This window comes from Janthinobacterium sp. J1-1, assembly GCF_030944405.1.
Taxonomy (GTDB): Bacteria; Pseudomonadota; Gammaproteobacteria; order Burkholderiales; family Burkholderiaceae_D; genus Janthinobacterium.
The window spans coordinates 3946285-3970441 of sequence record NZ_CP132339.1 but is presented as its reverse complement, the minus strand read 5'-3'; the positions used below and the strand labels follow the sequence as shown (position 1 = coordinate 3970441).

General features: G+C 64.4%; 26 protein-coding genes. 11 read left to right on the top strand and 15 right to left on the bottom strand.

Features of this window, described 5'->3' with window-relative positions:
- Nucleotides 1-1872: an AI-2E family transporter gene (locus Q8L25_RS18185; RefSeq protein WP_308920704.1), complete on the bottom strand. Its 1872-nt coding sequence runs from the start codon at nucleotides 1870-1872 to the stop codon at nucleotides 1-3.
- 291 nt (nucleotides 1873-2163) lie between these two features.
- On the opposite strand from Q8L25_RS18185, the gene Q8L25_RS18180 reads away from it, so the two are divergent.
- The 3 genes from Q8L25_RS18180 to Q8L25_RS18170 are packed head-to-tail and all read left to right on the top strand — an operon-like array spanning nucleotide 2164 to nucleotide 5334.
- The gene (locus tag Q8L25_RS18180; protein WP_308920703.1) at nucleotides 2164-3249 is read left to right on the top strand and encodes a catalase family protein; all 1086 of its coding nucleotides are present in this window, start codon (nucleotides 2164-2166) and stop codon (nucleotides 3247-3249) included.
- A gap of 16 nt (nucleotides 3250-3265) precedes the next feature.
- On the top strand, nucleotides 3266-3964 hold the full coding sequence (locus Q8L25_RS18175; RefSeq protein ID WP_308920702.1) for a hypothetical protein: 699 nt from the start codon (nucleotides 3266-3268) through the stop codon (nucleotides 3962-3964).
- Nucleotides 3964-5334: a peroxidase gene (locus tag Q8L25_RS18170; RefSeq protein ID WP_308920701.1), complete on the top strand. Its 1371-nt coding sequence runs from the start codon at nucleotides 3964-3966 to the stop codon at nucleotides 5332-5334. Before Q8L25_RS18175 ends, Q8L25_RS18170 begins: the two co-directional genes overlap by 1 nt.
- Before the next feature lie 31 nt (nucleotides 5335-5365).
- On the opposite strand, the gene Q8L25_RS18165 is transcribed toward Q8L25_RS18170, so the two are convergent.
- The gene (locus Q8L25_RS18165; protein ID WP_308920700.1) at nucleotides 5366-5812 is read right to left on the bottom strand and encodes an ester cyclase; all 447 of its coding nucleotides are present in this window, start codon (nucleotides 5810-5812) and stop codon (nucleotides 5366-5368) included.
- Nucleotides 5813-5940: 128 nt separating this feature from the next.
- Here Q8L25_RS18165 and Q8L25_RS18160 point away from each other — a divergent pair, with 128 nt between their 5' ends.
- Nucleotides 5941-6819, top strand: a complete 879-nt coding sequence (locus Q8L25_RS18160; protein ID WP_308920699.1) for a LysR family transcriptional regulator — start codon at nucleotides 5941-5943, stop codon at nucleotides 6817-6819.
- A 165-nt stretch (nucleotides 6820-6984) separates the two neighbouring features.
- Here Q8L25_RS18160 and Q8L25_RS18155 read toward each other — a convergent pair whose 3' ends face one another.
- From Q8L25_RS18155 to Q8L25_RS18135, 5 genes are all read right to left on the bottom strand, one after another.
- Nucleotides 6985-7221, bottom strand: coding sequence for a hypothetical protein (locus tag Q8L25_RS18155; RefSeq protein ID WP_308920698.1), 237 nt, complete (start codon nucleotides 7219-7221; stop codon nucleotides 6985-6987).
- A protein-coding gene (locus tag Q8L25_RS18150; RefSeq protein WP_308920653.1) for an IS3 family transposase occupies nucleotides 7218-8398 on the bottom strand; the annotation gives its coding sequence in 2 pieces (ribosomal slippage) (nucleotides 7218-8128 and nucleotides 8128-8398; 1182 coding nt in all). Before Q8L25_RS18150 ends, Q8L25_RS18155 begins: the two co-directional genes overlap by 4 nt.
- A gap of 10 nt (nucleotides 8399-8408) precedes the next feature.
- Nucleotides 8409-8702, bottom strand: coding sequence for a hypothetical protein (locus Q8L25_RS18145; protein ID WP_308920697.1), 294 nt, complete (start codon nucleotides 8700-8702; stop codon nucleotides 8409-8411).
- A 780-nt stretch (nucleotides 8703-9482) separates the two neighbouring features.
- Entirely contained in the window at nucleotides 9483-10034 is a 552-nt protein-coding gene (locus Q8L25_RS18140; protein ID WP_308920696.1) for a flavodoxin family protein, read from the bottom strand.
- An 82-nt stretch (nucleotides 10035-10116) separates the two neighbouring features.
- Nucleotides 10117-11028 carry a DMT family transporter gene (locus Q8L25_RS18135; RefSeq protein WP_308920695.1) on the bottom strand — a complete coding sequence of 304 codons (912 nt, stop codon included), beginning with the start codon at nucleotides 11026-11028 and terminating at the stop codon, nucleotides 10117-10119.
- Between the two features lie 51 nt (nucleotides 11029-11079).
- Here Q8L25_RS18135 and Q8L25_RS18130 point away from each other — a divergent pair, with 51 nt between their 5' ends.
- Together Q8L25_RS18130 and Q8L25_RS18125 are read left to right on the top strand one after the other, a co-directional pair.
- Complete coding sequence (locus tag Q8L25_RS18130; protein ID WP_308920694.1) at nucleotides 11080-11634, top strand: XRE family transcriptional regulator; 555 nt, start codon at nucleotides 11080-11082, stop codon at nucleotides 11632-11634.
- 59 nt (nucleotides 11635-11693) lie between these two features.
- Entirely contained in the window at nucleotides 11694-13058 is a 1365-nt protein-coding gene (locus tag Q8L25_RS18125) for a UDP-glucose/GDP-mannose dehydrogenase family protein (RefSeq protein ID WP_308920693.1), read from the top strand.
- 78 nt (nucleotides 13059-13136) lie between these two features.
- Here the strand turns inward: Q8L25_RS18125 and Q8L25_RS18120 are convergent, their stop codons facing one another.
- The gene (locus Q8L25_RS18120) at nucleotides 13137-13559 is read right to left on the bottom strand and encodes a cupin domain-containing protein (protein WP_308920692.1); all 423 of its coding nucleotides are present in this window, start codon (nucleotides 13557-13559) and stop codon (nucleotides 13137-13139) included.
- A 290-nt stretch (nucleotides 13560-13849) separates the two neighbouring features.
- Here Q8L25_RS18120 and Q8L25_RS18115 point away from each other — a divergent pair, with 290 nt between their 5' ends.
- From Q8L25_RS18115 to Q8L25_RS18105, 3 genes are all read left to right on the top strand, one after another.
- Nucleotides 13850-14866 (top strand): LysR family transcriptional regulator, encoded by a 1017-nt coding sequence (locus Q8L25_RS18115; protein ID WP_308920691.1) that lies wholly within the window; start codon nucleotides 13850-13852, stop codon nucleotides 14864-14866.
- Nucleotides 14867-15069: 203 nt separating this feature from the next.
- Nucleotides 15070-15549, top strand: a complete 480-nt coding sequence (locus Q8L25_RS18110) for a carboxymuconolactone decarboxylase family protein (RefSeq protein WP_308920690.1) — start codon at nucleotides 15070-15072, stop codon at nucleotides 15547-15549.
- Between the two features lie 47 nt (nucleotides 15550-15596).
- On the top strand, nucleotides 15597-16349 hold the full coding sequence (locus Q8L25_RS18105) for an SDR family oxidoreductase (RefSeq protein ID WP_308920689.1): 753 nt from the start codon (nucleotides 15597-15599) through the stop codon (nucleotides 16347-16349).
- 13 nt (nucleotides 16350-16362) lie between these two features.
- Here Q8L25_RS18105 and Q8L25_RS18100 read toward each other — a convergent pair whose 3' ends face one another.
- A complete protein-coding gene (locus Q8L25_RS18100) occupies nucleotides 16363-17352 on the bottom strand; it encodes a helix-turn-helix domain-containing protein (protein ID WP_308920688.1) in 990 nt (329 codons plus the stop codon).
- Nucleotides 17353-17762: 410 nt separating this feature from the next.
- On the opposite strand from Q8L25_RS18100, the gene Q8L25_RS18095 reads away from it, so the two are divergent.
- Entirely contained in the window at nucleotides 17763-18347 is a 585-nt protein-coding gene (locus Q8L25_RS18095) for a TetR/AcrR family transcriptional regulator (RefSeq protein ID WP_308920687.1), read from the top strand.
- A gap of 73 nt (nucleotides 18348-18420) precedes the next feature.
- Nucleotides 18421-18906, top strand: coding sequence for a hypothetical protein (locus tag Q8L25_RS18090; protein WP_308920686.1), 486 nt, complete (start codon nucleotides 18421-18423; stop codon nucleotides 18904-18906).
- Nucleotides 18907-18942: 36 nt separating this feature from the next.
- Here the strand turns inward: Q8L25_RS18090 and Q8L25_RS18085 are convergent, their stop codons facing one another.
- Genes Q8L25_RS18085 through Q8L25_RS18060 form a run of 6 tightly spaced genes read right to left on the bottom strand, consistent with a single transcriptional unit; the run spans nucleotide 18943 to nucleotide 24153 of the window.
- Nucleotides 18943-20214: an MSMEG_0569 family flavin-dependent oxidoreductase gene (locus Q8L25_RS18085; RefSeq protein ID WP_308920685.1), complete on the bottom strand. Its 1272-nt coding sequence runs from the start codon at nucleotides 20212-20214 to the stop codon at nucleotides 18943-18945.
- Nucleotides 20215-20234: 20 nt separating this feature from the next.
- Entirely contained in the window at nucleotides 20235-20522 is a 288-nt protein-coding gene (locus tag Q8L25_RS18080; RefSeq protein WP_308920684.1) for an MSMEG_0570 family nitrogen starvation response protein, read from the bottom strand.
- Entirely contained in the window at nucleotides 20515-21537 is a 1023-nt protein-coding gene (locus tag Q8L25_RS18075; RefSeq protein ID WP_308920683.1) for a sll0787 family AIR synthase-like protein, read from the bottom strand. Before Q8L25_RS18075 ends, Q8L25_RS18080 begins: the two co-directional genes overlap by 8 nt.
- Nucleotides 21534-22061 carry an MSMEG_0567/Sll0786 family nitrogen starvation N-acetyltransferase gene (locus tag Q8L25_RS18070; protein WP_308920682.1) on the bottom strand — a complete coding sequence of 176 codons (528 nt, stop codon included), beginning with the start codon at nucleotides 22059-22061 and terminating at the stop codon, nucleotides 21534-21536. The genes Q8L25_RS18075 and Q8L25_RS18070 overlap by 4 nt, the downstream gene beginning before the upstream one ends.
- Nucleotides 22058-23176 carry an MSMEG_0568 family radical SAM protein gene (locus Q8L25_RS18065; protein ID WP_308920681.1) on the bottom strand — a complete coding sequence of 373 codons (1119 nt, stop codon included), beginning with the start codon at nucleotides 23174-23176 and terminating at the stop codon, nucleotides 22058-22060. The genes Q8L25_RS18070 and Q8L25_RS18065 overlap by 4 nt, the downstream gene beginning before the upstream one ends.
- Nucleotides 23173-24153, bottom strand: coding sequence for a Nit6803 family nitrilase (locus Q8L25_RS18060; RefSeq protein ID WP_308920680.1), 981 nt, complete (start codon nucleotides 24151-24153; stop codon nucleotides 23173-23175). The genes Q8L25_RS18065 and Q8L25_RS18060 overlap by 4 nt, the downstream gene beginning before the upstream one ends.
- Nucleotides 24154-24157: the final 4 nt, after the last annotated feature.

Below are 24157 nucleotides of genomic sequence, written 5' to 3'. Positions count from 1 at the left end.
TCAGCGCTTGGCCACGCTGGCTTTTTCCGGCGTGACGAACGCCAGCCCTTCCTCGAACGAGCGCAAGACGATATCGACCGACTGCTCCACCGCGGACTGATGCGATGGCGACACGCCGGTGCGGTGGCGGATGGTGACCAGGGTGGCGTCGGGCAGATACTCGCGCAGCTCGCCGGCCAGCACGCGCCATTCGTCGAGCGCCGCTTCGTCCGGATAGATGATGAAGGCGGTGCCGACCAGCCCGCCCTTTTCGGTCACCGGTTCCGGTTGCGGTTGGCCCAGCACGATGCTGCGCACGTCGCCGCACACTTCGCGCAGCGCCAGCACCAGCAGTTCGGTGCGAAACTCGTCACGATCGTTGGCCAGGCTGGCGCACAGGATCACCGAGTGCAGCGGCACGTCGAGCGAGCCCTGGAAAGTGCCCAGCCGCGCTTCGCGCGCATGGCGCAGGTGGGCGCCGATATTGGCTTCCGCCAGCGACACCTTGCGGCGGCGCCAGGCGCCGTAGCGGCTGCCACTGGCGGCCTGCGCCAGGGTATCGGCCAGGGCAATCACGGTGCCGCGGATGCGGTCCTGCTGGGCCTGGTCGATCAGGCCCAGCGCGCGGTCGCGCATCGCCAGGTCCAGGCCCGGCAGCAGCACATGGTCGCAGTAGCGCGCAAAGCTGTTCCTGCGCAGATAGGCCTGGGCATGCTCGATGATGGCGGTGGAACTGCCGGCCAGCACGCGGTGATAGAAGCGCTCGGCTTCGCTCACGCCCGGTGTGTCGGCAAACAGGATGGTGATCGCTTCGAGCGCGCGGATATGGCGGCCGGCCACCACCAGGCACAGGGTCAGCGGCGTGGAAATCAACAGCCCGGCCGGGCCCCACATGGTGCCCCAGAACAGGGCCGAGACGATCACCGCCAGCGGCGACAGGCCGGAACTGTGGCCATACACCTTCGGTTCGACGATATTGGCAACCACAACCTCCAGCGCGGCGAACAGGGCCATGCATGACAAGGCCAGGGTCCAGCCGGGATCGATGGCGGCCACGAACACGGTGATGGCCAGGCCGGCCACCAGCGCGCCCACGTAGGGCACGAAGCGCAGCAGGCCGCTCAATGAACCCCACAGCAGGGCATGCGGCACCTGCAGCAGCCACAGCCCCAGCGAGACGGTCAGCGCAAAGATGATGTTGACGATAAGCTGAGAGAAGAAAAACCGCGACACGCCTTCGGCCGCATGCACCAGGGTGCGCATGGTGCGGCTGACGTCGCCCTGCCCCGCCAGGCGCACCGCGCGCTCGCGCAGCGACTCGTGTTCCAGCAGGATAAACACCAGCAGCACGAATACCAGCCCCGCCTCGCCGACCGGACCTGAAATGACGGAAACGAAACGCGCCACGGTATCGCGCGCGGCCGGCACCGGCGTGCGGATCTCCACCGGTATCGGCTGCATCGCATTGCGCGGCAGGCCGGCGACCGCCGTGTGGCCGGTACTCTTGGCCAGCGGCGACACGGCATTCAATTCGGCGGCCAGGCGCACGAACGGGCGTTCGGTCAGCTCCTGTATCCGTTCGATCTTGGTGTGGATCGCGGAACGGTAATGCGGCAATTCTTTGGTGACCGACACCAGTTGCAGCGCCAGCACCGCGCCCACCGCCGCCACGGACGCCCCCACCAGCAGCAGCGACACCACGGTCGAGGTGAAAAAGCCCAGTCCCCAGCGATTGAAGACGCGGATCAGCGGCGAGATCACCAGGCTCAGAATCAAGGCCAGCACCAGCGGTTCGAGCACCGGGCGGCCGAAATACAGCAGGCCCAGCGCGCAGGTGATGGTCACTGCCGAACTCATCGCGGGCCGTGACAGCACGGTGTTTTTTAATGCCATGTCAACTACTTCCCTTTTTTCTTCCCGAGACAGCCGGCCAGCCGGCGACAAGACGCAGGCCGATTTCCGCATGGCCAGATCCACCCGCCACTTTACAGGTCGGCGATGCAATTCATGAAGGGCCGTGACAGCAAAATCGAAAAAGTTCCGGAAAACCACGCCCTGCTGCCTGGCCGAGAAGTTGGCGTGCCGCAATCGTGCGGGGAGATCGACAGAAAAATGATATTTTGTTAAATATATAAAAGCACTATCGTTCTTTTTATATCAACCCTTTGCCCTATTGAGGACCATTTGAAGCCCATACCCTATACCCCCGATATCGAAGTCATCACAGACGATGAGGCCGCGCTCACCAACGACATCGTCGACACCATGGCCGCCTCGTCGCGCTGCGCGTTCGAGCGCCACCGCCATGCGATCCGCGATGCGCACGCCAAGTCGAACGGCCTGCTCAAGGGCCAGTTGACCATCCATCCCGACCTGCCCGAGGAATTGCGCCAGGGCGTGTTTGCGCAGCCCGGCACCTACGACGTGGTCGCCCGCCTGTCGTCCGCCCCCAGCGATATCCACTCCGACAAGATCCCTGCCGCGCGCGGCTTTGCGCTCAAAATCATCGGTGTCGATGGCGAACGCCTGTCCCCCGGGATCGAAGGCCGCAACCAGGATTTCCTGATGGTGAACTTTCCCGCCCTCGCCTTTGGCACCATCGCCAAATACAAACGCATGCTGGGGCTGCTGGAAGCGAACTCGCACGCGCCGGACACCTTCCAGCGGCTGCTGGCCGGCACCGCGCATGGCGCCAAGCAGGTGCTGGAAAGCCTGGGCGGCACGCCTGGCGCCACCCTCGATGGCCTGGCGCGCGACAACCATCACCCGTTGGGCGAGACCTACCATACGCAGGCGGCCATCCGCTTTGGCAACTATATCGCCAAGCTGTCGCTGCATCCAAGCTCGGCCAGCGTGACCAGCCTGAGCGGCCAGCCGGTTGACGACGTCGAATATGCAAGCATGCGCGACGCCGTCACGGCGCATTTTGCCGAACACGGCGCCGAGTACACCTTGTGCGCCCAGCTGTGCACGGACCTGCACCAGATGCCGGTGGAGGACGCCGCCATCGCCTGGCCGGAGGCGTTGTCGCCGCACCGCCCGATCGCCACCTTGCGCTTTGCGCCACAGGCCACCGCCAACCCTGCCCGCCAAGTGTATGGCGACGATGTGCTGTCGTTCAATCCCTGGAACGGGGTCGCGGCGCACCAGCCGCTGGGCGGCATCATGCGCATCCGGCGCGCCGCGTATGAACGCTCGACCGCCTTCCGCCACTCCATGAACGCGCAGCAGCGCGTCGAACCTGCGCAAGCCACCGACATCCCCGATTAAATCAAAGGAACACACCATGACCGAGCACAACCCCGACCCGCGCCTGGCGGACGAAACCATGCTGGAAAAAATCCGCCGCCAGGTCGACGCCGTCGCGCACGACGCGCCCCACCTGGCAAAAATCGCCCTCGAAGCGATGGTACGCAAGCACAATCCCGACCTGAAAGGCACGGCCAACTCGGCCGGCAGGGTCGGCAAGCAGTCCGGCAATGTGTCGGAACTGACGGCGATCGCACCGTTGAAAGCGGGCGGCGCCGAGCGCCTGCGCCGCATTTTCGATCTCACCAACGGCAATATGGATGGCGCGCAGCGCGTCTCCACCCTGCACGACATGCGCTTCGTCTTTTTCGACGACGACACGCGCATCCTGTTTGCCACCACCTATGACGGCGACTGGGACAGCTACATCAATGATTTCGCCACCAAGATCCCCGAGCTGATGGACCTGCTGTTTGCCAATATCGAAGGCTGGCCCGGCATCGACAGCCCTGCCGTCAAAGATTTTATTGCCGGCCACCAGATCGACGCGGCCGGCTGGTTTGTCGCCAATCCGCAGGTGACCGTGGTCGATACGCGCCGCTTCCAGCGCATGGACAAGGCGCTGACCGTGTTCCTCGACCAGATGGCCGCCCACCCGCCGCAGGACGAGGCCACGCGCCAGGCGCTCGACACCTTGAGCCAGGCCCTGGCGCAGCCGGAAGGAGTGGATTACTGATGATATTCCTGACCGACCTGAAGGCGCGCTTCACGCGCGAGCATGTGACCCTGGCGCTGGACGATATCCAGGCGCTGATATTGCGATCCCGCCCGGAACCGTATGTGGGCGTCCACGCCATGCTGCATGTCGATGACGCGCAAGGCGGCCGCGACCTGCTGCTGCGCATGGCGGAACACATTCCGTCGGCCGCTGGCTGGACCGATGACCGCGACGCCTGGATGGGCGTGGCGATCAGTTTCGAAGGTCTCAAGGCGCTGGGCGTGCCGCAAAGCTCGCTGGCCAGCTTCCCGCTGCCGTTCCAGCAAGGCATGGCCGGACGCGCGGAGCAATTGCGCGACGTGGGCGGCAATGCGCCCGAACATTGGGACGAAGCGTTCCAGCCCGGCACCTGCCATATCGCACTGACCATCTACGCGCGCGACGAAGCGGCCCTCAAGGTGGCGCTGGAGCAGGCGATGGCCGAACTGGAGCGGTCACATGGCGTGACGCTGGTGGGCCGGCACACGTTTGGCGCCGATGCAGACGCGAAAAACCCGTTCGGCTTTCGCGACTCGATTTCGCAGCCTTTTGTTGCCGGCAGCGGCGTGGAGCCCTTGCCCGGCCAGGAACGCCCGATCGCGGCCGGTGAATTCATCCTCGGCGAAAACAGCGAAACGGGCAAACCGGTGGCCATGCCCGAGCCGCCGGAACTGGGCCGCAATGGCTCCTTCGTCGTGCTGCGCAAATACGAGAGTCGCGTGGGCGCCTTTAACGACTATATCCGCAGCCAGGTCGAGGATGAGGCGGCCGAAGAACTGCTGGCCGCCAAGATGGTGGGCCGCTGGCGCAGCGGCGCGCCATTGACCCTGGCGCCCGAGCGCGACGACACGGAACTGGGCGCCGATCCGTCACGCAACAACGGCTTCGATTTCTCGAAAGATACGCGCGGCCTGATGTGCCCGCACGCCGCCCATATGCGCCGCTTGAACCCGCGCGACAGCCAGCTGACGATCATGACCGACGTCAATATCCACCGCATCATCCGCCGCTCCTCCACCTTTGGCCCGAAATGGCGGCGCGAGCTGACAGCAAGTGACGACACTGGCGAGCGTGGCATCTTCTTTATCTTTATCAGCGCACGCGCCTACGACACCATCGAATTCTTCCAGCAGGAATGGATCAACCGCGGCAACTTCATCGACCTGGCGGAAGAACGCGATCCGGTGGTGGGCCTGCAGGAACCACCGGGCACCTTCACGATGCCGCAGGTGCCGGTGCGCAAGCGGGTCGATGGCGTGACCACCTTCAACCAGCTGCGCGGCGGGGAATACCTGTTCATGCCGTCGCTGGGGGCGTTGCGGTGGATAGGCGGGGCGGGATGGAACTGATGCTGCACATTGCTGGTCGTACCGGAGGCATTCAGGCTTGTGGCGGAAACTGGCCCAGTTGCAGGAACAAGCCGAACCAGTCTTCCATATGCCAGGTGGTGGTCACCAGGCCGTTGGCCACCGTGTGAAACTCGTGCAGGCGAAAGCTCACCTGCTTGCCGGTTGGCGCAATGCCGAACAGCTCGCCCAGGTGGGTACCGCTGATCTCGGCACGCACGGCAATCTTGCCTGGCTCCTGGACCATGTCGTGGACGGTAATGTGCACGTCCGGGAAGGCGGCGGCCATGCTGCGAATGATGGGCTTGATGCCGGCCGGGCCTGAGGCCTGGCCTGGCGCCAGCGGAATGTCGTCCCAGCCTGGCGCGAGTACGGCGTCCACCAGATCCGGGTTTTGTTCGCTGAATGCACGGTACAGCGTTTCGACGGCGATGCGTTCGGCGCGCAGTTGTCGGGACAGATCCGGGCTTGGGGTATTCATGGCGTTGCATCCTTGCGTTGATGGAAGAAGCATCAGTGTGGGCGCGCGCGTACAATCAGTCCAACAAATAACCTGTATATATAAATATTCGTTTTATGGATTTTCATGGCATAGATTTGAATCTGCTGGTGGCTTTCGATGCCCTGATGAGCGAGCGCAATGTCACGCGCGCCGCGATACAGGTGGGTGTCAGCCGGCCGGCGATGAGCGCCGCCCTGTCGCGGCTGCGCACCTTGCTCGGCGACCCCTTGTTCCAGCGCAGCGCTGACGGCTTGCTGCCGACGGCGCGCGCGCGGGACCTGGCGGCACCCATCGCACAGGCCTTGCGACAGATCGAAGCGGCGATGGTCCGGCAGCCCGCATTTCACCCGGAAACTGCGTCGCTGACGTTCAAACTGGGGCTGCAGGATTACCCGACGCTGGTCCTGCTGCCGGCATTATTGGAAGCGCTGGAAAAGAGCATGCCGGGCGTGTCGCTGAATGTGCTGGCCTTCAACGACCGCGACGCGGCGGTCGACCTGCTCGATGCGGGCATGATCGATGTGGCCATCGGTGTGCTGCCCGGCAATACGGATGGCCGCATCCTGACGCGCCCGCTGCTGCGCGATGAATTTGTCACCATCGTCTCAACCGATCCATTGGCGACCCGGCGCGCGATGGACCTGGCAAGCTACCTGGACTTGCAGCACGTTCTCGTGTCATCCGAAGGACAGTTGCACGGCCTGGTCGACCAGGCGCTCGCGCAACAGGGCTTGAAGCGCAAGCTCGCCTTGACCTTGCCGCAACTATTCGCCGTGCCGGCGGTTGTCGCGCGCACCAACATGGCGGCCACCATCCTCAAGCGCGTGGCGCTGCAGGCGCAGGCGAGCCATGGCCTGATGCTGTTTGCGCCACCGCTGGCGCTGCCGGAAATCGTGTTTCACCTGATATGGCACCGGCGCAGCGACAGCCACCCGGCGCAGCGGTGGTTCAGGGAGTTTATTGCAGAACAGGCCGTGGATTTGTGACGTGGCGGTTGGCAGCGGCGCGATATCAACGTGTGCAAGAACAATAAGGTTTGACACAAGCCGCACTATTTTCCACACGTGCTACAGCGACCGTTTCGGCCCTGATGCGGAAGTTCACGCAGCAATATATGAGTATCGTTCGATCATTTCAGCTCGGATGAAAATTTACTGGCTAAAGTTATTCGCATTCAGTTTTTCCAGAATTCGAGGCCAATAAAGTGCCATATTCTTGGAAATTAAAAATTGCTCATCATTACCCCGCTCAAGGAGCGCTGACTCTGCCCAATAAAAAACCACCGAGACGTAAAGATGAGGGTGCTGAAGAAGTAAATATTCCAGCGAAGACAGATACTCCTCGATATTTTTCTCATCTAGACCGAGCTGGAGCGCTGTGGTGGTCAAGTAATTTCGGACACAACGATAGGTTCACGTGTTGCCATTTTCCGTTCGTAGACGGTGGGTGGCAGATTGCCCAATGCTGAATTGAGACGCTTGCAGTTGTAGAAACCGACGATGTAGTCGGTAATATCGGCTTTTGCTTCGGCATGGTTGGCATATTGGCGCTGCCACACACGCTCCATTTTCAGATTCAGGAAGAAGCGTTCTGCGACGGCGTTATCCCAACAATTCCCCTTACGGCTCATACTGCAAACGAAGCCGTGCCGCTCAAGCATCTCCTGGTACAGCGCGCTGGCATATTGACTGCCGCGATCCGAATGGACGATCAATCCCGGGGCTGGCCGCCGCTGTCCGATCGCCATGCTCAAGGCATCGCAGACCAGTTGGGCGGGCATGCTCGGCGCCATGGCCCAGCCGACCACTTTGCGTGCATACAGATCGAGAACCGTGGCCAGGTACAGCCATCCTGCGCCAGTCCGAATGTAAGTGATGTCACTGACGTAAGCGAGATTCGGTGCGGCCGGATTGAACTGCCGGTTCAACACATTGGCGGCCACCGGCAAGCCGTGCTTGCTGTCCGTTGTGTGTACGAATTTACGCTTCCAGACCGGCTTCAAGGCCGCCTGGCGCATCAGCCGGCGTACTTTGTAACGCCCGATGCGCACACCCGCGTTGGCCATGGCCGTGACCAGTCGCCGGCTTCCGTAGCTCTGATGGCTGGCCATGAATGCCGCTTTCAGATGGATGCTCGCTTTGCAGGATGCAGGCTTGGCGGTACGGTGCTGTGCCGTGTAAAAACCCGACCTGCTGACGGCCAGCAAATCACAGCTCTTCTGCACAGGCAAGGCCTCCTTTTGCAGCTGACGAATGACCGTGTAAATCATTTCATTTCGCGGGCAAAGAAGGCCGATGCCTTTTTTAAGATGGTGACGTCCTGGCGCAGTTGCTGATTTTCCTGCTCCAGTTGCCGGATCCTTTGTTGCTCGGCGGTGAGCGGTTTTCCGATGCCTGGCTGGCCGTTCTGTTCAGCACTGTATTGCGTCAACCAGCGCCGGATCGCCGTCTGGCCGATGCTCATGGTCTCGCTGACGTTTTGGACGCTCTGACCCTGTTCCTTGATCATGCGCACTACTTCCAGCTTCAAGCTGGCATCGAATACTCTTCGTTTTCTTGTTGTCATGTCTAACTCCTCAGGTGGTGTATTTTCCACCTATCGAGGTGTCCGAGCAAATTAGACCACAGCACGCTTCATCCACTGAGGCGATTGTTAAAGACATTAACGTAAATCTTTCATCATCAGACAACGATGGCTCTGAAAGTGCAGTTAGAAATCCAGGCAACAAATCCGCATTAGCACTAGTTATTTCCCAATCCTGCATGGTGTCATCCCAACTTAGCCCGAATCGCTCGGAAAGATACCTTTCGGCTGCTCGCGTAGGGTATCGCTGCAATTTTTCAAGCGCCGACGACAGGTGTTTAGTCATATAAATGCAATCTCATATTTGGGGTGTTCGGCGTAACAGCTGCCGCTGGAAAGAATGCCGGCTTCTGGCCCCGAAGCAGACGTTCACACATGGAAAGAAAACTATGGACTTAGCGCTGCGCTACATTGAGTGCATAGGCCTTCAGAGCTGACATGAAGTGGCGAAAAGTAACGTCTCAAATTCTGCCCTTTGAAAAGAGGGGCATCGTTTGGCGGCATCTCAGGCTTGCAGCCGCTAAACTGGCAGCAGACGCACGTATTTATCCAGCGCCTTAGCTCGGGGTACATCGCTAAGTAATCGTCAGGAAATTATTGTGAAGTTATGACGAACAGAACCGGATGCTGCGCAAGGCGCCGACTGCGACGCAGTGCGAGCACTGCTAGCAGTTGGCAACACAGCGAAGCGCCGGTTATGGAAGTCAGAAATCACAAGAATTTATTGGGGGTTACTTAGATACCCTACTCCGTCCGCATACCTTGCACTCATTTGCACCTTAAAAACTGTTATAGAAAATGTCCGCTCTTGGCCGAACCCGGCCAACCAGCCCAAATTTCTACCGCCAGCCATGCCGACACAGCATCGTGATACCTCAATCCACGGCCCGCGTTTGATCCGGATCGCGAATTACAATAACTTCTGTTGAAACGCATGGCGCTCAAAAAACTATCGTCATCGACTTTGCTGTGACAGCTTGCTGCTGGCCACCATTTTCATGGCTGTATCGGCAGAAGGGAAAAATCAGTCCACTGAGAAAAGTGCTTGCGACAGCACAGTCGTAACTTACCCCAGCCGCGCCGCCACCCGCGCCACGCGCTGGCCGTAGGACTTGGCCGTATCGAGGTCGCCCTGCGGGATTTCTTCGACGCTGGCGTCCGATGGCGATTGCACCAGCAGGCCAACCGAGCCGCCCAGGTTGTTCAGGTCGGTGCGTTGCGCCGCCTTGCTGTTCGATGGCGACAGGCCCAGGCTGACCCAGATGCCGCCATGCTGCGACGCCAGGGTCTGCATCGAAATCAGGGAAACGGCCTTGTCGCCGTTAAAGCTGGCGCTATTGGTAAAGCCGCCGAACACCTTGTCCTGCCAGGCGCGGGTGAACCAGGCCTTGGAGGTGGCGTCGGCAAATTTCTTGAACTGCCAGCTCGGGCTGCCCATGTAGGTCGGCGCGCCGAAGATGATGGCGTCGGCTGCTTCGAGTTTTTCCCAGCCACCCTCGGGCAAATTGCCTTCCGCATCGATGGCCAGCAATTCGCCTGCCGCGCCTTCGCTGACGTATTCGGCAACGCGTTTGGTATGGCCATAGCCGGAATGATAGACAACCACGGTTTTCGTCATGAGATTCTCGCTGTAAAGAGGAACCCCAGTGTAGAGGATGCCAGGCCGCTTGATAAGTACGCACCAAAAGGTAAGTACCCCATCACCCTGCTCCAGCCGCCTTGCGCCCCGGCCGCCATTCGCCGAGGATGCTGGCGGCCACGATCAGCACGGCGCCCAGCAGCGCCAGCACGGGCAGCTGCTCGCCCGCCAGCCGGCCCACCAGGCCCGCCCATACCGGCTCGCCCGCGTAGATCAGGGTCGCCTTGGTGGCGGAAATGCGCTTTTGCGCCCAGTTCATCACATACTGGATCAAGGTGCTGGCCGCGCCCATCGCCAGCGCGCTCAGCACGAATACCCAGGAAAACGCCGGCCAGTGCTCGCCCACCAGCGGCATGGTCGCCAGCGCGCACAGCGAGGCCACGGCCAGCTGCACGATGGTGACGCGCGCCGTGCTCAGCTGCGGCGCCACGCGGCTGATGACGATGATCTCGCCGGCAATCGCCACCGCGCCGAGCGCCGTCAGCACCTCGCCCCTGCCCACGCCGCCGGCCACGCCTTCGGGACCGGCCAGCAGGAGCAGTCCGAGAAACGCCACCGCCACCGCCAGCCACGCCATCGGATGCTGGCGCTTGCGCAGGAACAGCCACTGGAACAGCGGCACCAGCGGCACGTAGAAGGCGGTGATAAAGGCCGACTTGCTGCTGTTGACATATACCAGCCCGGAGGTCTGCAGCGAGTAGCCGGCATAGATGGTGGCGCCGATGATGGCGCCGGCCAGCAATTCGGCGCGCGTCAGGCCGCGCAGCTGGCGATGGCACAGGCAGGCGCCGATCAGGGCGGCAATCGCGAAACGCGTGCCGACAAAGGCGAACGGGCCGCTGACGGCCACGGCATTGTGCACCACCAGGAAGGTGGCGCCCCAGATCACGGTGACGGCGATCAGCGCCAGTTCGGCACGGCCAAAGCCGCGGCCAGTCGCGCTAACAGGTAAGGAGCTTGTGTGCATGGACATGAGAAGGTAAGCTATGAGCAAAATACTTCCCATCATCATATGCGCAATATATTGCACAGTCAACCTGCCACCGGCAACGTCCTCGAACATGTCGCCCTCAATCTGCGCCGCCTGCGCGGGCAGGCGGGCCTGAGCCAGGAGGCGCTGGCCCGGCTTGCCGGACTCAGCCGCCGCATGATCAATGGCGTCGAATCGGGCCAGACCAATATCAGCCTGTCCAACCTCGACCATGTGGCGGCCGCGCTGGGCGTCACCTTTGTCGATCTGGTGCGTCCGCCGCAGTCAGCCGACGAGCGCCTGCAGACGCTGATCTGGACCAGCGACAGCGGCGCCAGCAGCGCGGTACTGCTGGGCGCGGCCCCGGCCAGCCGGCAGGTGGAACTGTGGCGCTGGACGCTGGCGCCGGGCGAGCGCTACGACGCCCTCCCCGACGGGTCCGGCTTCAGCGAAATGATCTGGGTGGTGAGCGGCGAACTGACGCTGGAGACGCAAATCCCCCGCACCATCGGCGCCGGCGACTTCGTGGTATTCGGCAGCGACCAGGCCTATGCCTATGTCAACCTGGGCACGCAGCCGCTGCACTTCGTGCGCAACGTGATCAGCTGACTTCATTCCTGCTTCATCTTTGTTCGCTAGCATGAGCGAAACACTTTTGTGGCATAACTATGAAAATCACCATTATCGGCACCGGCTATGTCGGCCTCGTCACGGGCGCCTGCCTGGCCGAGCTGGGCAATGACGTCTTTTGCCTCGATCTCGACGCGAAAAAAGTCGAACTGCTCAACAACGGCGGCATCCCCATCCATGAACCTGGCCTGGAAGAGGTCGTGTCGCGCAACCGCGCCGCCGGCCGCCTGACCTTTTCCACCGACGTGGAAGCGGCCGCCCATCACGGCGTGCTGCAGTTTATCGCCGTCGGCACACCGCCCGACGAGGACGGCTCGGCCGACCTGCAATACGTGCTGGCCGCCGCGCGCGGCATCGGCAAGTACATGAACGAATACAAGGTCATCGTCGACAAGTCGACGGTGCCGGTCGGCACGGCCGAAAAAGTGCGCGCCGCCATCCAGGCCGAACTGGACCTGCGCGCCACCTATGCCACCTTCTCGGTGGCCTCGAACCCGGAATTTTTGAAAGAAGGCGCGGCCGTCGAAGACTTCATGCGGCCCGACCGCATCGTGATCGGTGTCGATACGACACCGGAAGGCGAGCGCGCGCGCGACCTGCTGCGCCGCCTGTATGCGCCGTTCAACCGCAACCGCGAACGTACCTACTGGATGGACGTGCGCTCGGCCGAGTTCACCAAATACGCCGCCAACGCCATGCTGGCCACGCGCATTTCGTTCATGAATGAACTGGCCAACCTGGCCGACAAGGTCGGCGTCGATATCGAAGCGGTGCGCCGTGGCGTCGGTTCCGATCCGCGCATCGGCTACAGCTTTTTGTACGCCGGCTGCGGCTATGGCGGTTCGTGCTTCCCGAAAGACGTGCAGGCGCTGGAACGCACGGCGCGCGGCCACGGCCAGGAACTGCTGATATTGCGCGCCGTCGAAGCCGTGAACGACAGGCAAAAACACATTCTGGGCGGCAAGGTGATCACACGCTTCGGCAATGACCTGGCCGGGCGCCACTTCGCCATCTGGGGCCTGGCCTTCAAGCCGAACACGGACGATATGCGCGAAGCGTCGGCACGCGTGCTGCTGGCCGATTTGTTGTCGCGCGGCGCCTCGGTGGCCGTGTATGACCCGGTGGCGATGGCGGAGGCGCAGCGCGTGCTGACGCTGGACCTGGCGCCGGCGCAACTGGCGAACGTCCGCTATGCCGACAGCCCGTCCGACGCCCTGGTCGATGCCGACGCACTGGTGATCGTGACCGAGTGGAAAGCGTTCCGCAGCCCCGACTTCGAACTGATCAAAAAGCGCTTGAAGCAGCCGGTGATCTTTGACGGCCGCAACCTCTACGAACCGGACAGCATGGCCCTGTATGGCATCGAATACCACGGCATCGGCCGCTCGGTGCTGACCCGCTAATATCCAGCTGGTCGTCGTGCTGCGCTGGGCCGCGGCAAAAGAAGTCGACCGCGCTGGTCCAGCTGGCGGGCTGGCGCTTCAGTGCTGCCCGACCGGGATCACGGCCGGCTTGTTTTTCTCCTTGACCAGGAACACCAGGAACTTGGCGGGTTTGGTCTTGCTCGCGTTGCGGCCGACCGTATGCAGGTCTTGCGGGCCTTCATAAAAAGTCTGGCCTGGCAGCAGCGTTTGCTCCTTGCCGCCCTTCACGCCCATCACGATAGACCCTTCGAGCACATAGATGAACCCGTGCGCGTCGTGGCGATGGACCGGGTCAAAACCGCCCGGCGGGTAGTCGACCGTGATCATCAGCACTTCCTTGCCCGGCAGGTCGGACATGGCCTTGGTCATCAATTCCTTGACGACCGGGTCGGTGGCGCCGGCGTGGGCAGGCGCCTGCATGCAGCCGGCGGCAACAACGAGGACGCCGAGGGCGCGGGATAGTGGGGCAAGACGGAACATGGCAATCTCCTTCGGGGGACATTTGGGGATAAACAGCGCGGCAAGCGCAACTCACCCAGTCTAGGCAGCGCCCGGCGCCGGCGCCATGCCCCCGGCGGGCCGCATGCTGTTGCCGTCAAAACACCAATCGGCGGCGCGCTGGCGTGGCATGGTCTGTACCGGCGCTGATCACTCCCGCAGGTTCGCCTGGCGGGTGGGCCGCGCCTTGGCCTAAAAAGCGGCTTATTTGTCATTGCCGGGCGCCGTGGGCATCACTACCGTTCAGTCTGCTTTTGCACTGAAAGGAATGTATGTCCCACGCCCGCAGCATGAGCCTGACCAGTCTCGCCCGCGACCGCAGCGACGCCCTCGCGTCGAGCTTTGCCACCACCTACGCCGGCGTGGTGGCCTTTATCGCGGTGGTCCATGAAGGCAGTTTTGCCAGGGCGGCGGAGCGGCTGGGCATCGGCCGCTCCGCCGTCAGCCGCAGCGTGCAAAAGCTTGAAACCCAGCTCGATACGCGGCTGTTCCTGCGCACCACGCGCAGCACCACCCTGACCGCCGAAGGCGAACTGTTTTATGAAAACTGCCGGCCCGGCGTCGACCGCATCGTGCAGTCGGTGGAAGAGATGCGCGAACTGCGCAGCGGCACGCCGCGCGGCCAGCTGCGCATTTCAGCCACCGTCGGCTTCGGCCGCAAGGTGGTCGCGCCGCTGCTGCGCGGCTTTCACGCGCAATTTCCCGACATCGGGCTCGACCTGATGCTCGACGACCGCGCCACCGATTTCATTTCCGACCGCATCGACGTGGCGTTTCGCAATGGCCGCATGGACGACAGCCAGGTGGTCGCCAAGCAGCTGATTCCGATGCAGATGCTGCTGTGCGCCTCGCCCGAATACGCGCGTACGCACGGCCTGCCGGACAGCATCGACGCGCTGGCCGGACACGCCTGCATCAATTTCCGTTTCGCCTCGGGCCGCGTTTTCGAGTGGGAATTCAAGGTCGATGGCGCCATCCGCAAGGTGCAGCCGAAAGGCGCGCAGTGCTTCAACGATGCCGACCTGGTGCTGCAGTCGGTGCTCGATGGCGAAGGCATCGCGCAAATGGCCGGCTACCAGATCTGCGAGCACCTGCGGGCCGGGCGCCTGGTGCCGTGCCTGGCGCACTACGCGCCGGACGACCGCGGCCACTATCTGTGCTACCTGAGCCGCCACCATCTGCCGCTGCGCATCCGCGTGTTTGTCGACTACATGACGCAGCACGTGCGCCAGCTCGACCTGCATTGCCTGTCGGCCGTGCCGGGCGCGCAACTGCGGAGCGCCGCATGAGCAGGCTGGCGCCGGCCTTGATCCTGGTGCTGGCCGGGGTACGCCTGACGCGCTGATTGGTGCATGTGAGGCACCATGCTGCGTCCCGGCGCAGGTCTACCGCCGGTGAGGCACAGCTCCTACACTGTTTTGCGTGACGCGATATTCGCAATCGGACCCAGCCGTACTGGGGACGGGCCCCGCCCGACTGACGGAGAACTACCATGACCATGCGCCTCGACTACATGCAACAATCCCCTGCCCTGTTCAAGAAACTGGTCGAATTCAACGGCCTGATCCATGACGGCGCGATCGAGGCCGGCATCCTCGACCTGGTGGCGATCCGCGCCTCGCAGATCAACGGCTGCGGCTTCTGCGTGGACATGCACATCAAGCAGGCCACCATCCACGGCGAACGCCCGTTGCGCCTGCATCACCTGGCCGCCTGGCGCGAATCGACCCTGTTCATCCCGCGTGAACGGGCGGCGCTGGCCTGGACCGAGGCGCTGACCACCTTGGCGCCGCTGGGCGTGCCGGACGAGCTGTACGAACGTGTCCGCACCCAGCTGTCGGAGAAAGAAGTGTCCGACCTGACGTTCGAGATCATGACGATCAACGCGTGGAACCGCGTCAACATCGCCTTCAAGGTGGTGCCCGGTTCCTACGACAAAGCCTTCGGCCTCGACAAGGCCAACCTGGCCTGAGTTTCACCGGTCCACCCCCATCCCCATCCACCACACGAAAGCACATCATGAAAATCGTCATTATCGGCGGCACCGGCCTGATCGGTAGCAAGCTGGTCAGCATCCTGCGCGAGCGCGGCCACGAAGCGATTGCCGCTTCGCCCAATTCGGGTGTCAACACGCTGACCGGCGAAGGCCTGGACGCCGCGCTGGCCGGCACCGACATCGTGGTGGACGTGGCCAATTCACCGTCCTTCGCCGATGACGCCGTGCTCGACTTCTTTACCACCTCCGGGCGCAAGCTGCTGGGCGCCGCCGCCAGGGCCGGCGTCAAGCACCATGTGGCGCTGTCGGTGGTCGGCACCGACCGCCTGGCCGAAAGCGGCTATTTCCGCGGCAAGATCGCGCAGGAAAAACTGATCCGCGAGTCAGGCCTGCCGTACACCATCGTGCACTCGACGCAGTTCTTCGAATTTTTGGGCGGCATCGCGGCCTCGGCGGGCGCCGGCGACACGATCGCGCTGTCGCCAGCGTATATCCAGGCGATTTCCTCGGACGACGTGGCGGCGGCGATGGCCGACTACACCCTCGGCCAGCCGGTCAACGGCGTGGTGGAAATCGCCGGCCCGGAAAAGACGCGCCTGTCGGACCTGGTCCAGCATTATCTGACGTTCAAGCAGGATACGCGCACCGTCGTCGCCGACAGGCAGGCGCCCTACTTCGGCGCGCAATTGCAGGACGACACCCTGATCCCCGGCGCAGATGCCCGCCTGGGCACGGTCAAGGTCGACACCTGGCTGCAGGCACAGGCCGCCAGATAAGGAGGACGGCCCGTCAGGGCGCCGCGAACCGCCTGCGGTAGTCGGAAGGCGTGAGGCCCAGGTTGCGCATGAAGGTGACGCGCATGCGCGCTTCATCGCCGAAGCCGCACTGCCGGGCAACCTGGTCCAGGTTGTTTTCGGAGTGTTCCAGCAGGCGCCGCGCCGCCTCGACGCGGAACAATTCCACCGCCTTGGCCGGCGCATGGCCGGTCTTTTCCTTGTACACGCGCGAAAAATTGCGCGGACTCATGCTGGCCCGTCCGGCCAGCGAATCGACGCTGATGTCGCTATCGTGCAGATTGTCCGACAGCCAGGCATGCAGGTCGTCGAACGCCGCGCCATCCTTGCTTTGCGCCTGCAACAACTCGCTGTGCTGCGCCTGGCCAGCCGGGCGCTTCATGAACACCACCAGTTCGCGCGCCACCTCCATCGCGACATGGCGTCCGCAATCTTCTTCCACCAGCGCCAGCGCCAGGTCGATGCCGGCGGTGACGCCGGCCGAAGTCCAGATCGGCGGCTGGCGCACGAAGATCGCTTCCCGGTCGACATCGAGTTCCGGATAGCGCGTTTCCAGCAGGTCGGTCATGGCCCAGTGCGTGGCCACGCGGCGCCCCTGTAGCAGGCCGGCCTGGGCCAGCACGAAGGCGCCGGTGCACACCGAGGCCGTGCGGCGCGCCAGCGCGGACGCCTGGTGCACCCACGCCACCGTCTCGGCGGATTCCTCCAGCACCAGCGCGATCTCGGGCGCGCCCGGCACCACGATGGTATCGATGGCGCGGCCGGCGAAAGCGGAAAATGGCAGCGTGTGGATGATCACGCCCTCCACGGTTTCGACCGGGCCGCCATGCAGGCTGACGGTCTGGCGTTCGTACGCCACCAGCCCGCGCTCCGGCATGCGCTTGGCCGCGGCCCAGAACACGGTCTGCGGCCCGGTCAGGTCAAGCAGCCCCATGCGCGGAAAAGCGACGAACAGGACCAGCGGTGGCAAACGGGAAGTGGGCATGGGTGGCGGCGCCGGCAGGAAGAATGCAACATTGTTACTTGGCACGCAGTATATATCAAGGCGGGCCGTCCGCCCCCCGATACCCGCCTTACGCCAGCACGGTGGTGATCGACATGCCCGCGCGCAGCCCCTGCTGGTGCAGGCTAGGGCACGCTTCATCGCATGGCTCCGTCGTTATCGACCATGGACCAGACGACGACGATGCTCATGCCCCGCTCCCCGGGTGGATGGTGACGACAGTCGCCGCTCGATCCCAGTCCAGGCAAGGCGCACGCCGGGCGGTAGTCCCGCCCAGAGCTTCAGCATGGTGCCTTCGCGGCACCAATGGCGCCGAGATTGAAAAGGCTCATGATCAGACGGCGGTGCAGAAACGCTTGACATCAAACCTACTAGAAGGTAGGCTATCACACATGAACAAACTTTCCGATACTGCCGACCTGATACTGGCATGCACGCGCAAACTGATCGTTGGCGGCGGTTATAACGGCTTCAGCTATGCCGATATCGCCGAGGTGGTCGGCATACGCAAGCCCAGCATCCATCACCATTTTCCGACCAAGGTCGATCTGGTGACAGCATTGCTGGCGCAGTATCGCCAGGAAGCCGAAGCAGGCTTCCAGGGCCTGCAATCGGCCATCGCCGATCCGCTCGACCAGTTGCGTGCCTACATACAATATTGGAGTACCTGCATCAGCGATGCAAGCGCGCCCTTCTGTGTGTGCGCCCTGCTGGCCAGCGAACTGCCCGCCTTGCCGGGTGAAGTGGCGCTGGCGGTGCGGGCGCATTTCCGCTTTCTGTCCGCCTGGGTGACGTCGGTGCTCGATCGCGGCGTGCAGCAAGGCACCATTTCACTGCAGTACCCCGCGCGCGTCGAAGCGGAGGCCTTCATGGCAACCGTGCACGGTGCGATGCTGTCCGCCCGCGCCTACGGTGAGGCGGACATGTTTGCCGCCATCATGCAGCCACTGCTGGAGCGCATGGCCGTGAAACGCTGATGGCACGGCGTTTTTTTTGACTTCAAAACTACCAACTAGTAGGTTGGCTCACTCTCTTATAAAAGGCACCATCATGTTCGGAATTTCCCCACTGGGCTGGATACATACCCTCGGCAGCCTGCCGGCCATACCGCTGGCCCTGTATATGCTGGTACGGCATGGCCGCATCACGCCGCGCAATGGCGCCGGTATTGCTTACTTTATCTCGATGCTGATCGGCGCGGTCACGGTATTTCTTGTCGCGCACCAAGCCGCCAGCCATGGCATTGCCATCGCCACCATCCTGCTATTGCTGACTGGCTACGCCATGGTGTACCGCCCTTTCGCGGGGCGCGCGAGCAGCTATATCGAAACGGTCTGCCTGAGCCTGACCGTGTTCCTGCTGATGGTGCCCAGCGTCAGCGAAACGCTGCGCCGGGTGCCGGACGGCCATCCGCTGGTCACGGACCCAAAGGCTCCGCTCCTGCTCGGATCGCTGGCCAGCCTGGCTGTCATGCTGCTGGTCGGGCTGACGGTTCAAATCATCGCCTTGCGCAGACGGGGAAAACCAGGCCGCTGAGAAAAATGCGCCTGCCGGTCATGCCGGAGCGCTAGCCTAGCGCGATGCGGCCTCCACCTGAGACGACGCCTGCGCGCGGCGCACGATGTGTTCGAGCAGATGCGCGGCGTCGCGGGCGATGCCGGAGAAGCGGCCCGAGCCCCAGGTGTATTGCCACGGCAAACCGAGGAAATACAGGCCCGGCTCGGCCGTCACGCCACGTTCATGGCCGGGATAGCCGCGCTGGTCGAAGATCGGCGCGTCGACCCAGCTGAAGTCGGTGCGAAAACCGATGCACCACACCACGGCGCTGACGGTGCCCATGTCGAGCGTGGCGGGCGCGTCCGGCCCGGGTTGCCATAGCGGCGCATACGGCGCCTCAAAAGGGGCATCGATGGCATGGGCGGCGATATGCTGGTCGATGCTGGCGTTGATCTTGCGGTACACGGCGTCGGCGCCGTCCAGGTTGCGCGCCAGGTCGTCGCCGAAGCGGGCCACGCCATTGTCCAGCGACAGGTAGCGGCCATACAACTGCATGCCTTCCAGTGCGAACTTGCGCAGGTCGATGTCGCGCCCGCCGTCGCGCCCGGTCACGTAGTGGTTGGTCTTGTCGCGCACGCCGGCGCCCAGTGGATGCCGGTCCACCGGCAAATCGTAATAGGCCATCTCGTCGAGCCACTTGACCACGTCCTGGCCCCGGTAGCGGCGCGCCACGCGCGGGGCGTCCCCCACGCACAGGTGCACGCGGCGCCCGGCCAGGTGCAGGTCCTCGGCGATCTGGCAGCCCGACTGGCCGGTGCCCACCACCAGCACCTCGCCCGGCGGCAGTTGACCGGGGTTGACGTAGTCGGACGAATGCAGCTGCAGCACGCCGGCCGGCAGCCGCGCGGCATCGGCCGGCACGATAGCCGTGTGATAGCCGCCGACAGCGATCACCACCTGCGCCGCGTGATACGGGCCGGCGCCGGTCTGCACCAGCCAGCCGCCAGCGGCGTCGCGGCGCACGCCGGTCACCGCCACGCCTTCAAGCGCCGGCGGCCCAAACGCGGCGATATAGGCGTCGATATAGTCGACGATCTGGTCCTTGACCATGAAGCCGTCGGGATCGTCGCCCTGGTAGGGAAAGCCGGGCAGCGTGCATTGCCAGTTGGGCGTGACCAGGCAGAAGCTGTCCCAGCGCTCGCTGCGCCAGGCGTGGCCCAGCCGGTTCTTTTCCAGGATCAGGTGCGACAGCCCCTGCTGCTTGAGCAGGTAGCTCAGCGACAGGCCGGCCTGGCCGCCGCCGATGATAAGTACTTCGACGTGTTGGTGGTGTGGTTCGCGTGGCATGGCAAAGCTCCGGTTGGGGGTCATGGCCGCATCGCGACGATGGTCACGGTGGCGGTGGGGTCAAGTGGCAGGACCGCGGCGCGCGCCTCCAGGCGCTCGAGCTGGTCCAGCGCCGAGGAACAGGCGTAGCCGTATTTCAGGCGCACGCGGTCGCTGGCCAGCTGCAGCGCGGTACGGCAGCGCTGCATGAAATCGGCCACCGGGTAGCTGGCGCCGGCGGCGAGAAAGTCGTGGATCACGGTGGACGGCGAATAGCAGTCGCTGACGCTGGCGTCGGGCCAGCGCACGGTAAAGCGCACTTCAGGCATGGTGCTTCTCCTTCGATGATGGCCGCAGCGCCGCTGGCGCGCAGCCGGTCAGGTCTTCTTCGGCAAAGTCCCACAGCAGCGCGCTGCCGGGCGCACTGCCATGGCGCAGGTGGACCCGGCGACCGCTGTCGGTGCGGCCGATCACGGCGCATGCCAGCTCGCGGCCGGCAAAGCGCGCCAGCACCGGCGCCAGGTCGGCGTCGGCCACGCTGAGGATAAAACCGTAGCTGGGGAAGGTGGCAAGCCAGCGCTCCAGCGCCACGCCGGGCGGGCGCGGGATGGCCGCCAGGTCGATGGTGGCGCCGATGCCGGAACACTCGAGCAGCATCAGCGCGGTGCCCACCACGCCGGCCATGCTGATGTCCTTGGCGGCGCGGCACAAGCCGTCTTCCGCAATCGCCGGCAGCAGTTCGAGGTCGGCGCGCAGCCGTTCGGCCGGCGCGCCCAGGCTGGCGTTCCAGTAGTCGTAGGGTTCCTGGTAGCGGCCGCGCAGGTCACAGGCCACTACCAGGTTTTCGCCGGGGCGGGCGTCAAAGCTGGTCAGCAGGCGGTTGGCCCGGCCCGTGATCGCCACCGACAACTGTTCGCGGTCGCTGCGGCGGTTGCTGTGGCCACCGACGATAGGCACGTCGTAGACGGCGGCGGCGCAGGCCAGGCCGTCGAGCAGCGGCTGGGCGGCGTCGCCGTCGCGGCTCCACAGGGCGTCGACGATGGCCAGCGGCCGGCCACCCATGGCATAGATGTCGCTCACGTTCACCATCACGCCGCAGTAGCCGGCGAACCAGGGCTCCCTGGCGACGAATTCGTTGACGAAGCCTTCGATCGCCAGCAGCAGGTAGCCGTCGCCGTCGGGAATCGCGGCGCAATCGTCGCCCACCGGCGCCGCCCAGGCACCGCCCCGGGCCGCGCCCTCGCCACCTGCCAGGGTGCGCACCACGCGGGCGATATCGCGCTTGTGCTTGACGCCGGGCGCCGCCCGCAGCAGGGCCGCCAGCCGTGCCAGTTCGGCGTTCATGCGCCACCCCGCGTGCAGATAAAGCCCGTTTCGCCGTCGTGGATAGGCGCATACGCCGCCAGGCCGGCCCGCATCAGGCTGTGCGCCCGGCCGTGCAGCACCACGTCGGCCAGTTCCTGCCAGTGCAACTGGCGGAACATGGCCACGTTCTGCTGCTGCACGTGGGCCAGGAAGGTGGTGCAGCCGAACGACCGGGCGGCGCCCACGGCCAGCCTGATCAAGCCGCTGCCGACCGCCGCCTGGCGCCGCGCCACCCTGGCCACGGCCAGGCGCGAGCCCCACCACACACCGTCGCCGGCATGGTGGATGCGCACCGTGCCGATCACCGCGTGGTCGGCATCCACGGCCACCAGCGTGATGGCCGTGCCGTCGATGGCGTCCGTGTCGTCGCCGTCGAACAGCCCCTGTTCAAGGCAGAACACCTGCCGCCGCAAGGCGCGCGCGGCCGCCTGTTCGGCGGGCGTGGTGGCCAGCTTGATACGCGCCGCCAGCGTTGGCGCTTCCGGCAAGGCGAACGTGCTCATGATGGTTTCCTTTCAAAGGTGGACAGCGACGAGCACGCGCCGCAACGCCCGCAACCGGCCTTGATCTCGCCCGAATGCATGCCGGCCGCGCCCAGCATGTCGCCCAAGGGCGCGAGCAGCGCGCGCATCATGGCGGCGGACGGCGCGGGATGGTCTTCCAGCGGGGTGCCGGCGATCGGCACGAACGGCACCACGAACGGGTACACGCCGGCGGCGATCAGCCGCTCGCAGCAGCGCAGGATCGCCTCGGGCGTGTCGCCCAGGCCGGCCAGGATGTAGGTGCTGACCTGGCCCCGGCCGAACACCTCCACCGCGCGCGCGAACGCGTCGAAGTAGCGCTCGAGCGGCACGCTGGCCTTGCCCGGCATGATGCGGGCCCGCACGGCCGGCGTGACCGCCTCCAGGTGCATGCCCAGCGCGTCGATGCCGGCGTCGCGCATGCGCGCGAACCAGGCGTCGTCGTCCGGTGGCTCGCACTGGCCCTGGATCGGCAAGGCCACCGCCGACTTGACGGCGAACGCACTCTCGCACAGGATGGCGGCGCCACGGTCGGTGGCGTTGGGCGTGCCGGTGGTCATCACCATATGTTTCACCTGGTCGAGCAGCACGGCCGCGCGGGCCACCTCGGCCAGCTGCTCCGGCGTCTTGCGCAGGATGGTGCGGCCGGCCGCCAGCGACTGCCCGATCGAGCAGAACTGGCACGACTTGCGCCGGCTCTCGTATCGGATGCAGCTTTGCAGCACCGTGGTGGCCAGCACGTCCTTGCCGTGCAGCGTGGCGATATGCGAATACGGCACGCCGTCGAGCGTCTGCATCTTGTAAAAGCGCGGCTGGCGCGGAAACGCGATGATGCCCACCGTGCGGCCGTCGCGCAGGATGGCGCTGCGGCCGTCGGCGCCGGGCGCGGCCGCCAGGTAGGGCGAATTGAAGGCGCTGCCGGTATGCACCGGGATCATGACGGTGGTGCCGTCGACGATCACCGCCTTGTGGTCGGACGGACCGGCGCCGCCGCGCCGGCTGGGCGCGCCCTGGCCGGGGTCCGCCAGGCGCATGCCCAGCGACTGCAGTTCGGTGATCAGCTGCTGGGCCGGCAGGTCGGCATTGAAGGTATTCATGCGGATGGCTCCCTCGGTGTGGTTGGATGTACGACGTGTTCGGCGGCGGCATGCACCGGGGTGGCGGCGCGGCCGTCCATCATCAGGCTCAGCAACTCAGGACGCGCGTAATGGCCGACCGAGTCCATCATCCGCTTGCGCTTGGTGATCAGCGCCATGTCGAGGTCGGCGATCACGATGCCCTCGCCGGCACGCAGCGGTTCGGCCAGCAGCACGCCTTCCGGCGAGACGATGGTGGTGCAGCAGCCGCCGCGCAGCGCTTTTTGCACGGCCGGTTCCGGCGTGATGGCCGCGATCTGCTGGTCGGTCAGCCAGCCGGTGGCGTTGACCACGAAGCAGGCCGATTCGAGCGCATGGTGGCGTATCGTCACCTCCATCTGGTCGGCGAAAATCTGGCCGACCATGGAACCGGGGAACTGCGCGCAGTGGATCTGCTCGTGCTGCGCCATCAGGGCGTAGCGCGCCAGCGGGTTGTAGTGCTCCCAGCAGGCCAGCGCCCCCAGGCGGCCAACGGCGGTATCGACCACCTTCAAGCCGCTGGCGTCGCCCTGCCCCCAGATCATGCGCTCGTGATAGGTCGGCGTGATCTTGCGGCGCTTGAGCACCAGCTCGCCGTTGGCGTCGAACACCAGCTGGGTGTTGTACAGGCTGCCATGATCGCGCTCGTTCACGCCGAGCACCACCACCACGCCATGTTCGCGCGCGGCCCCCGCCACCGCGTCGGTGACCGGCCCCGGCACGGTCGGCGCGCGCTCATACAGCAGCAGGTGTTCGGCGCCGGCCTGGAAGGGCGGCCGCACGAACGAAAAGTAAGGGTAGTAGGGCACGAACGTCTCGGGGAACACCACCAGTTCGGCGCCCTGGCGCGCCGCGTCGGCAATCGCCTGCAGCACCTTGGCCAGCGTGCCGTCGGCGCTCTCGAGGTCCGGCGCGATCTGCACCGCCGCCGCCCGTACCATTTTCTTGGTCGTCGTCATGGCC

Bases quoted from the DNA above. Each gene is read 5' to 3' on its own strand.
- Q8L25_RS18185 (WP_308920704.1), bottom strand. From the start codon at position 1,872: ATGGCATTAAAAAACACCGTGCTGTCACGGCCCGCGATGAGTTCGGCA.
- Q8L25_RS18175 (WP_308920702.1), top strand. From the start codon at position 3,266: ATGACCGAGCACAACCCCGACCCGCGCCTGGCGGACGAAACCATGCTG.
- Q8L25_RS18170 (WP_308920701.1), top strand. From the start codon at position 3,964: ATGATATTCCTGACCGACCTGAAGGCGCGCTTCACGCGCGAGCATGTG.
- Q8L25_RS18165 (WP_308920700.1), bottom strand. From the start codon at position 5,812: ATGAATACCCCAAGCCCGGATCTGTCCCGACAACTGCGCGCCGAACGC.
- Q8L25_RS18145 (WP_308920697.1), bottom strand. From the start codon at position 8,702: ATGACTAAACACCTGTCGTCGGCGCTTGAAAAATTGCAGCGATACCCT.
- Q8L25_RS18140 (WP_308920696.1), bottom strand. From the start codon at position 10,034: ATGACGAAAACCGTGGTTGTCTATCATTCCGGCTATGGCCATACCAAA.
- Q8L25_RS18135 (WP_308920695.1), bottom strand. From the start codon at position 11,028: ATGTCCATGCACACAAGCTCCTTACCTGTTAGCGCGACTGGCCGCGGC.
- Q8L25_RS18125 (WP_308920693.1), top strand. From the start codon at position 11,694: ATGAAAATCACCATTATCGGCACCGGCTATGTCGGCCTCGTCACGGGC.
- Q8L25_RS18120 (WP_308920692.1), bottom strand. From the start codon at position 13,559: ATGTTCCGTCTTGCCCCACTATCCCGCGCCCTCGGCGTCCTCGTTGTT.
- Q8L25_RS18115 (WP_308920691.1), top strand. From the start codon at position 13,850: ATGTCCCACGCCCGCAGCATGAGCCTGACCAGTCTCGCCCGCGACCGC.
- Q8L25_RS18110 (WP_308920690.1), top strand. From the start codon at position 15,070: ATGACCATGCGCCTCGACTACATGCAACAATCCCCTGCCCTGTTCAAG.
- Q8L25_RS18105 (WP_308920689.1), top strand. From the start codon at position 15,597: ATGAAAATCGTCATTATCGGCGGCACCGGCCTGATCGGTAGCAAGCTG.
- Q8L25_RS18100 (WP_308920688.1), bottom strand. From the start codon at position 17,352: ATGCCCACTTCCCGTTTGCCACCGCTGGTCCTGTTCGTCGCTTTTCCG.
- Q8L25_RS18095 (WP_308920687.1), top strand. From the start codon at position 17,763: ATGAACAAACTTTCCGATACTGCCGACCTGATACTGGCATGCACGCGC.
- Q8L25_RS18090 (WP_308920686.1), top strand. From the start codon at position 18,421: ATGTTCGGAATTTCCCCACTGGGCTGGATACATACCCTCGGCAGCCTG.
- Q8L25_RS18085 (WP_308920685.1), bottom strand. From the start codon at position 20,214: ATGCCACGCGAACCACACCACCAACACGTCGAAGTACTTATCATCGGC.
- Q8L25_RS18080 (WP_308920684.1), bottom strand. From the start codon at position 20,522: ATGCCTGAAGTGCGCTTTACCGTGCGCTGGCCCGACGCCAGCGTCAGC.
- Q8L25_RS18075 (WP_308920683.1), bottom strand. From the start codon at position 21,537: ATGAACGCCGAACTGGCACGGCTGGCGGCCCTGCTGCGGGCGGCGCCC.
- Q8L25_RS18070 (WP_308920682.1), bottom strand. From the start codon at position 22,061: ATGAGCACGTTCGCCTTGCCGGAAGCGCCAACGCTGGCGGCGCGTATC.
- Q8L25_RS18065 (WP_308920681.1), bottom strand. From the start codon at position 23,176: ATGAATACCTTCAATGCCGACCTGCCGGCCCAGCAGCTGATCACCGAA.
- Q8L25_RS18060 (WP_308920680.1), bottom strand. From the start codon at position 24,153: ATGACGACGACCAAGAAAATGGTACGGGCGGCGGCGGTGCAGATCGCG.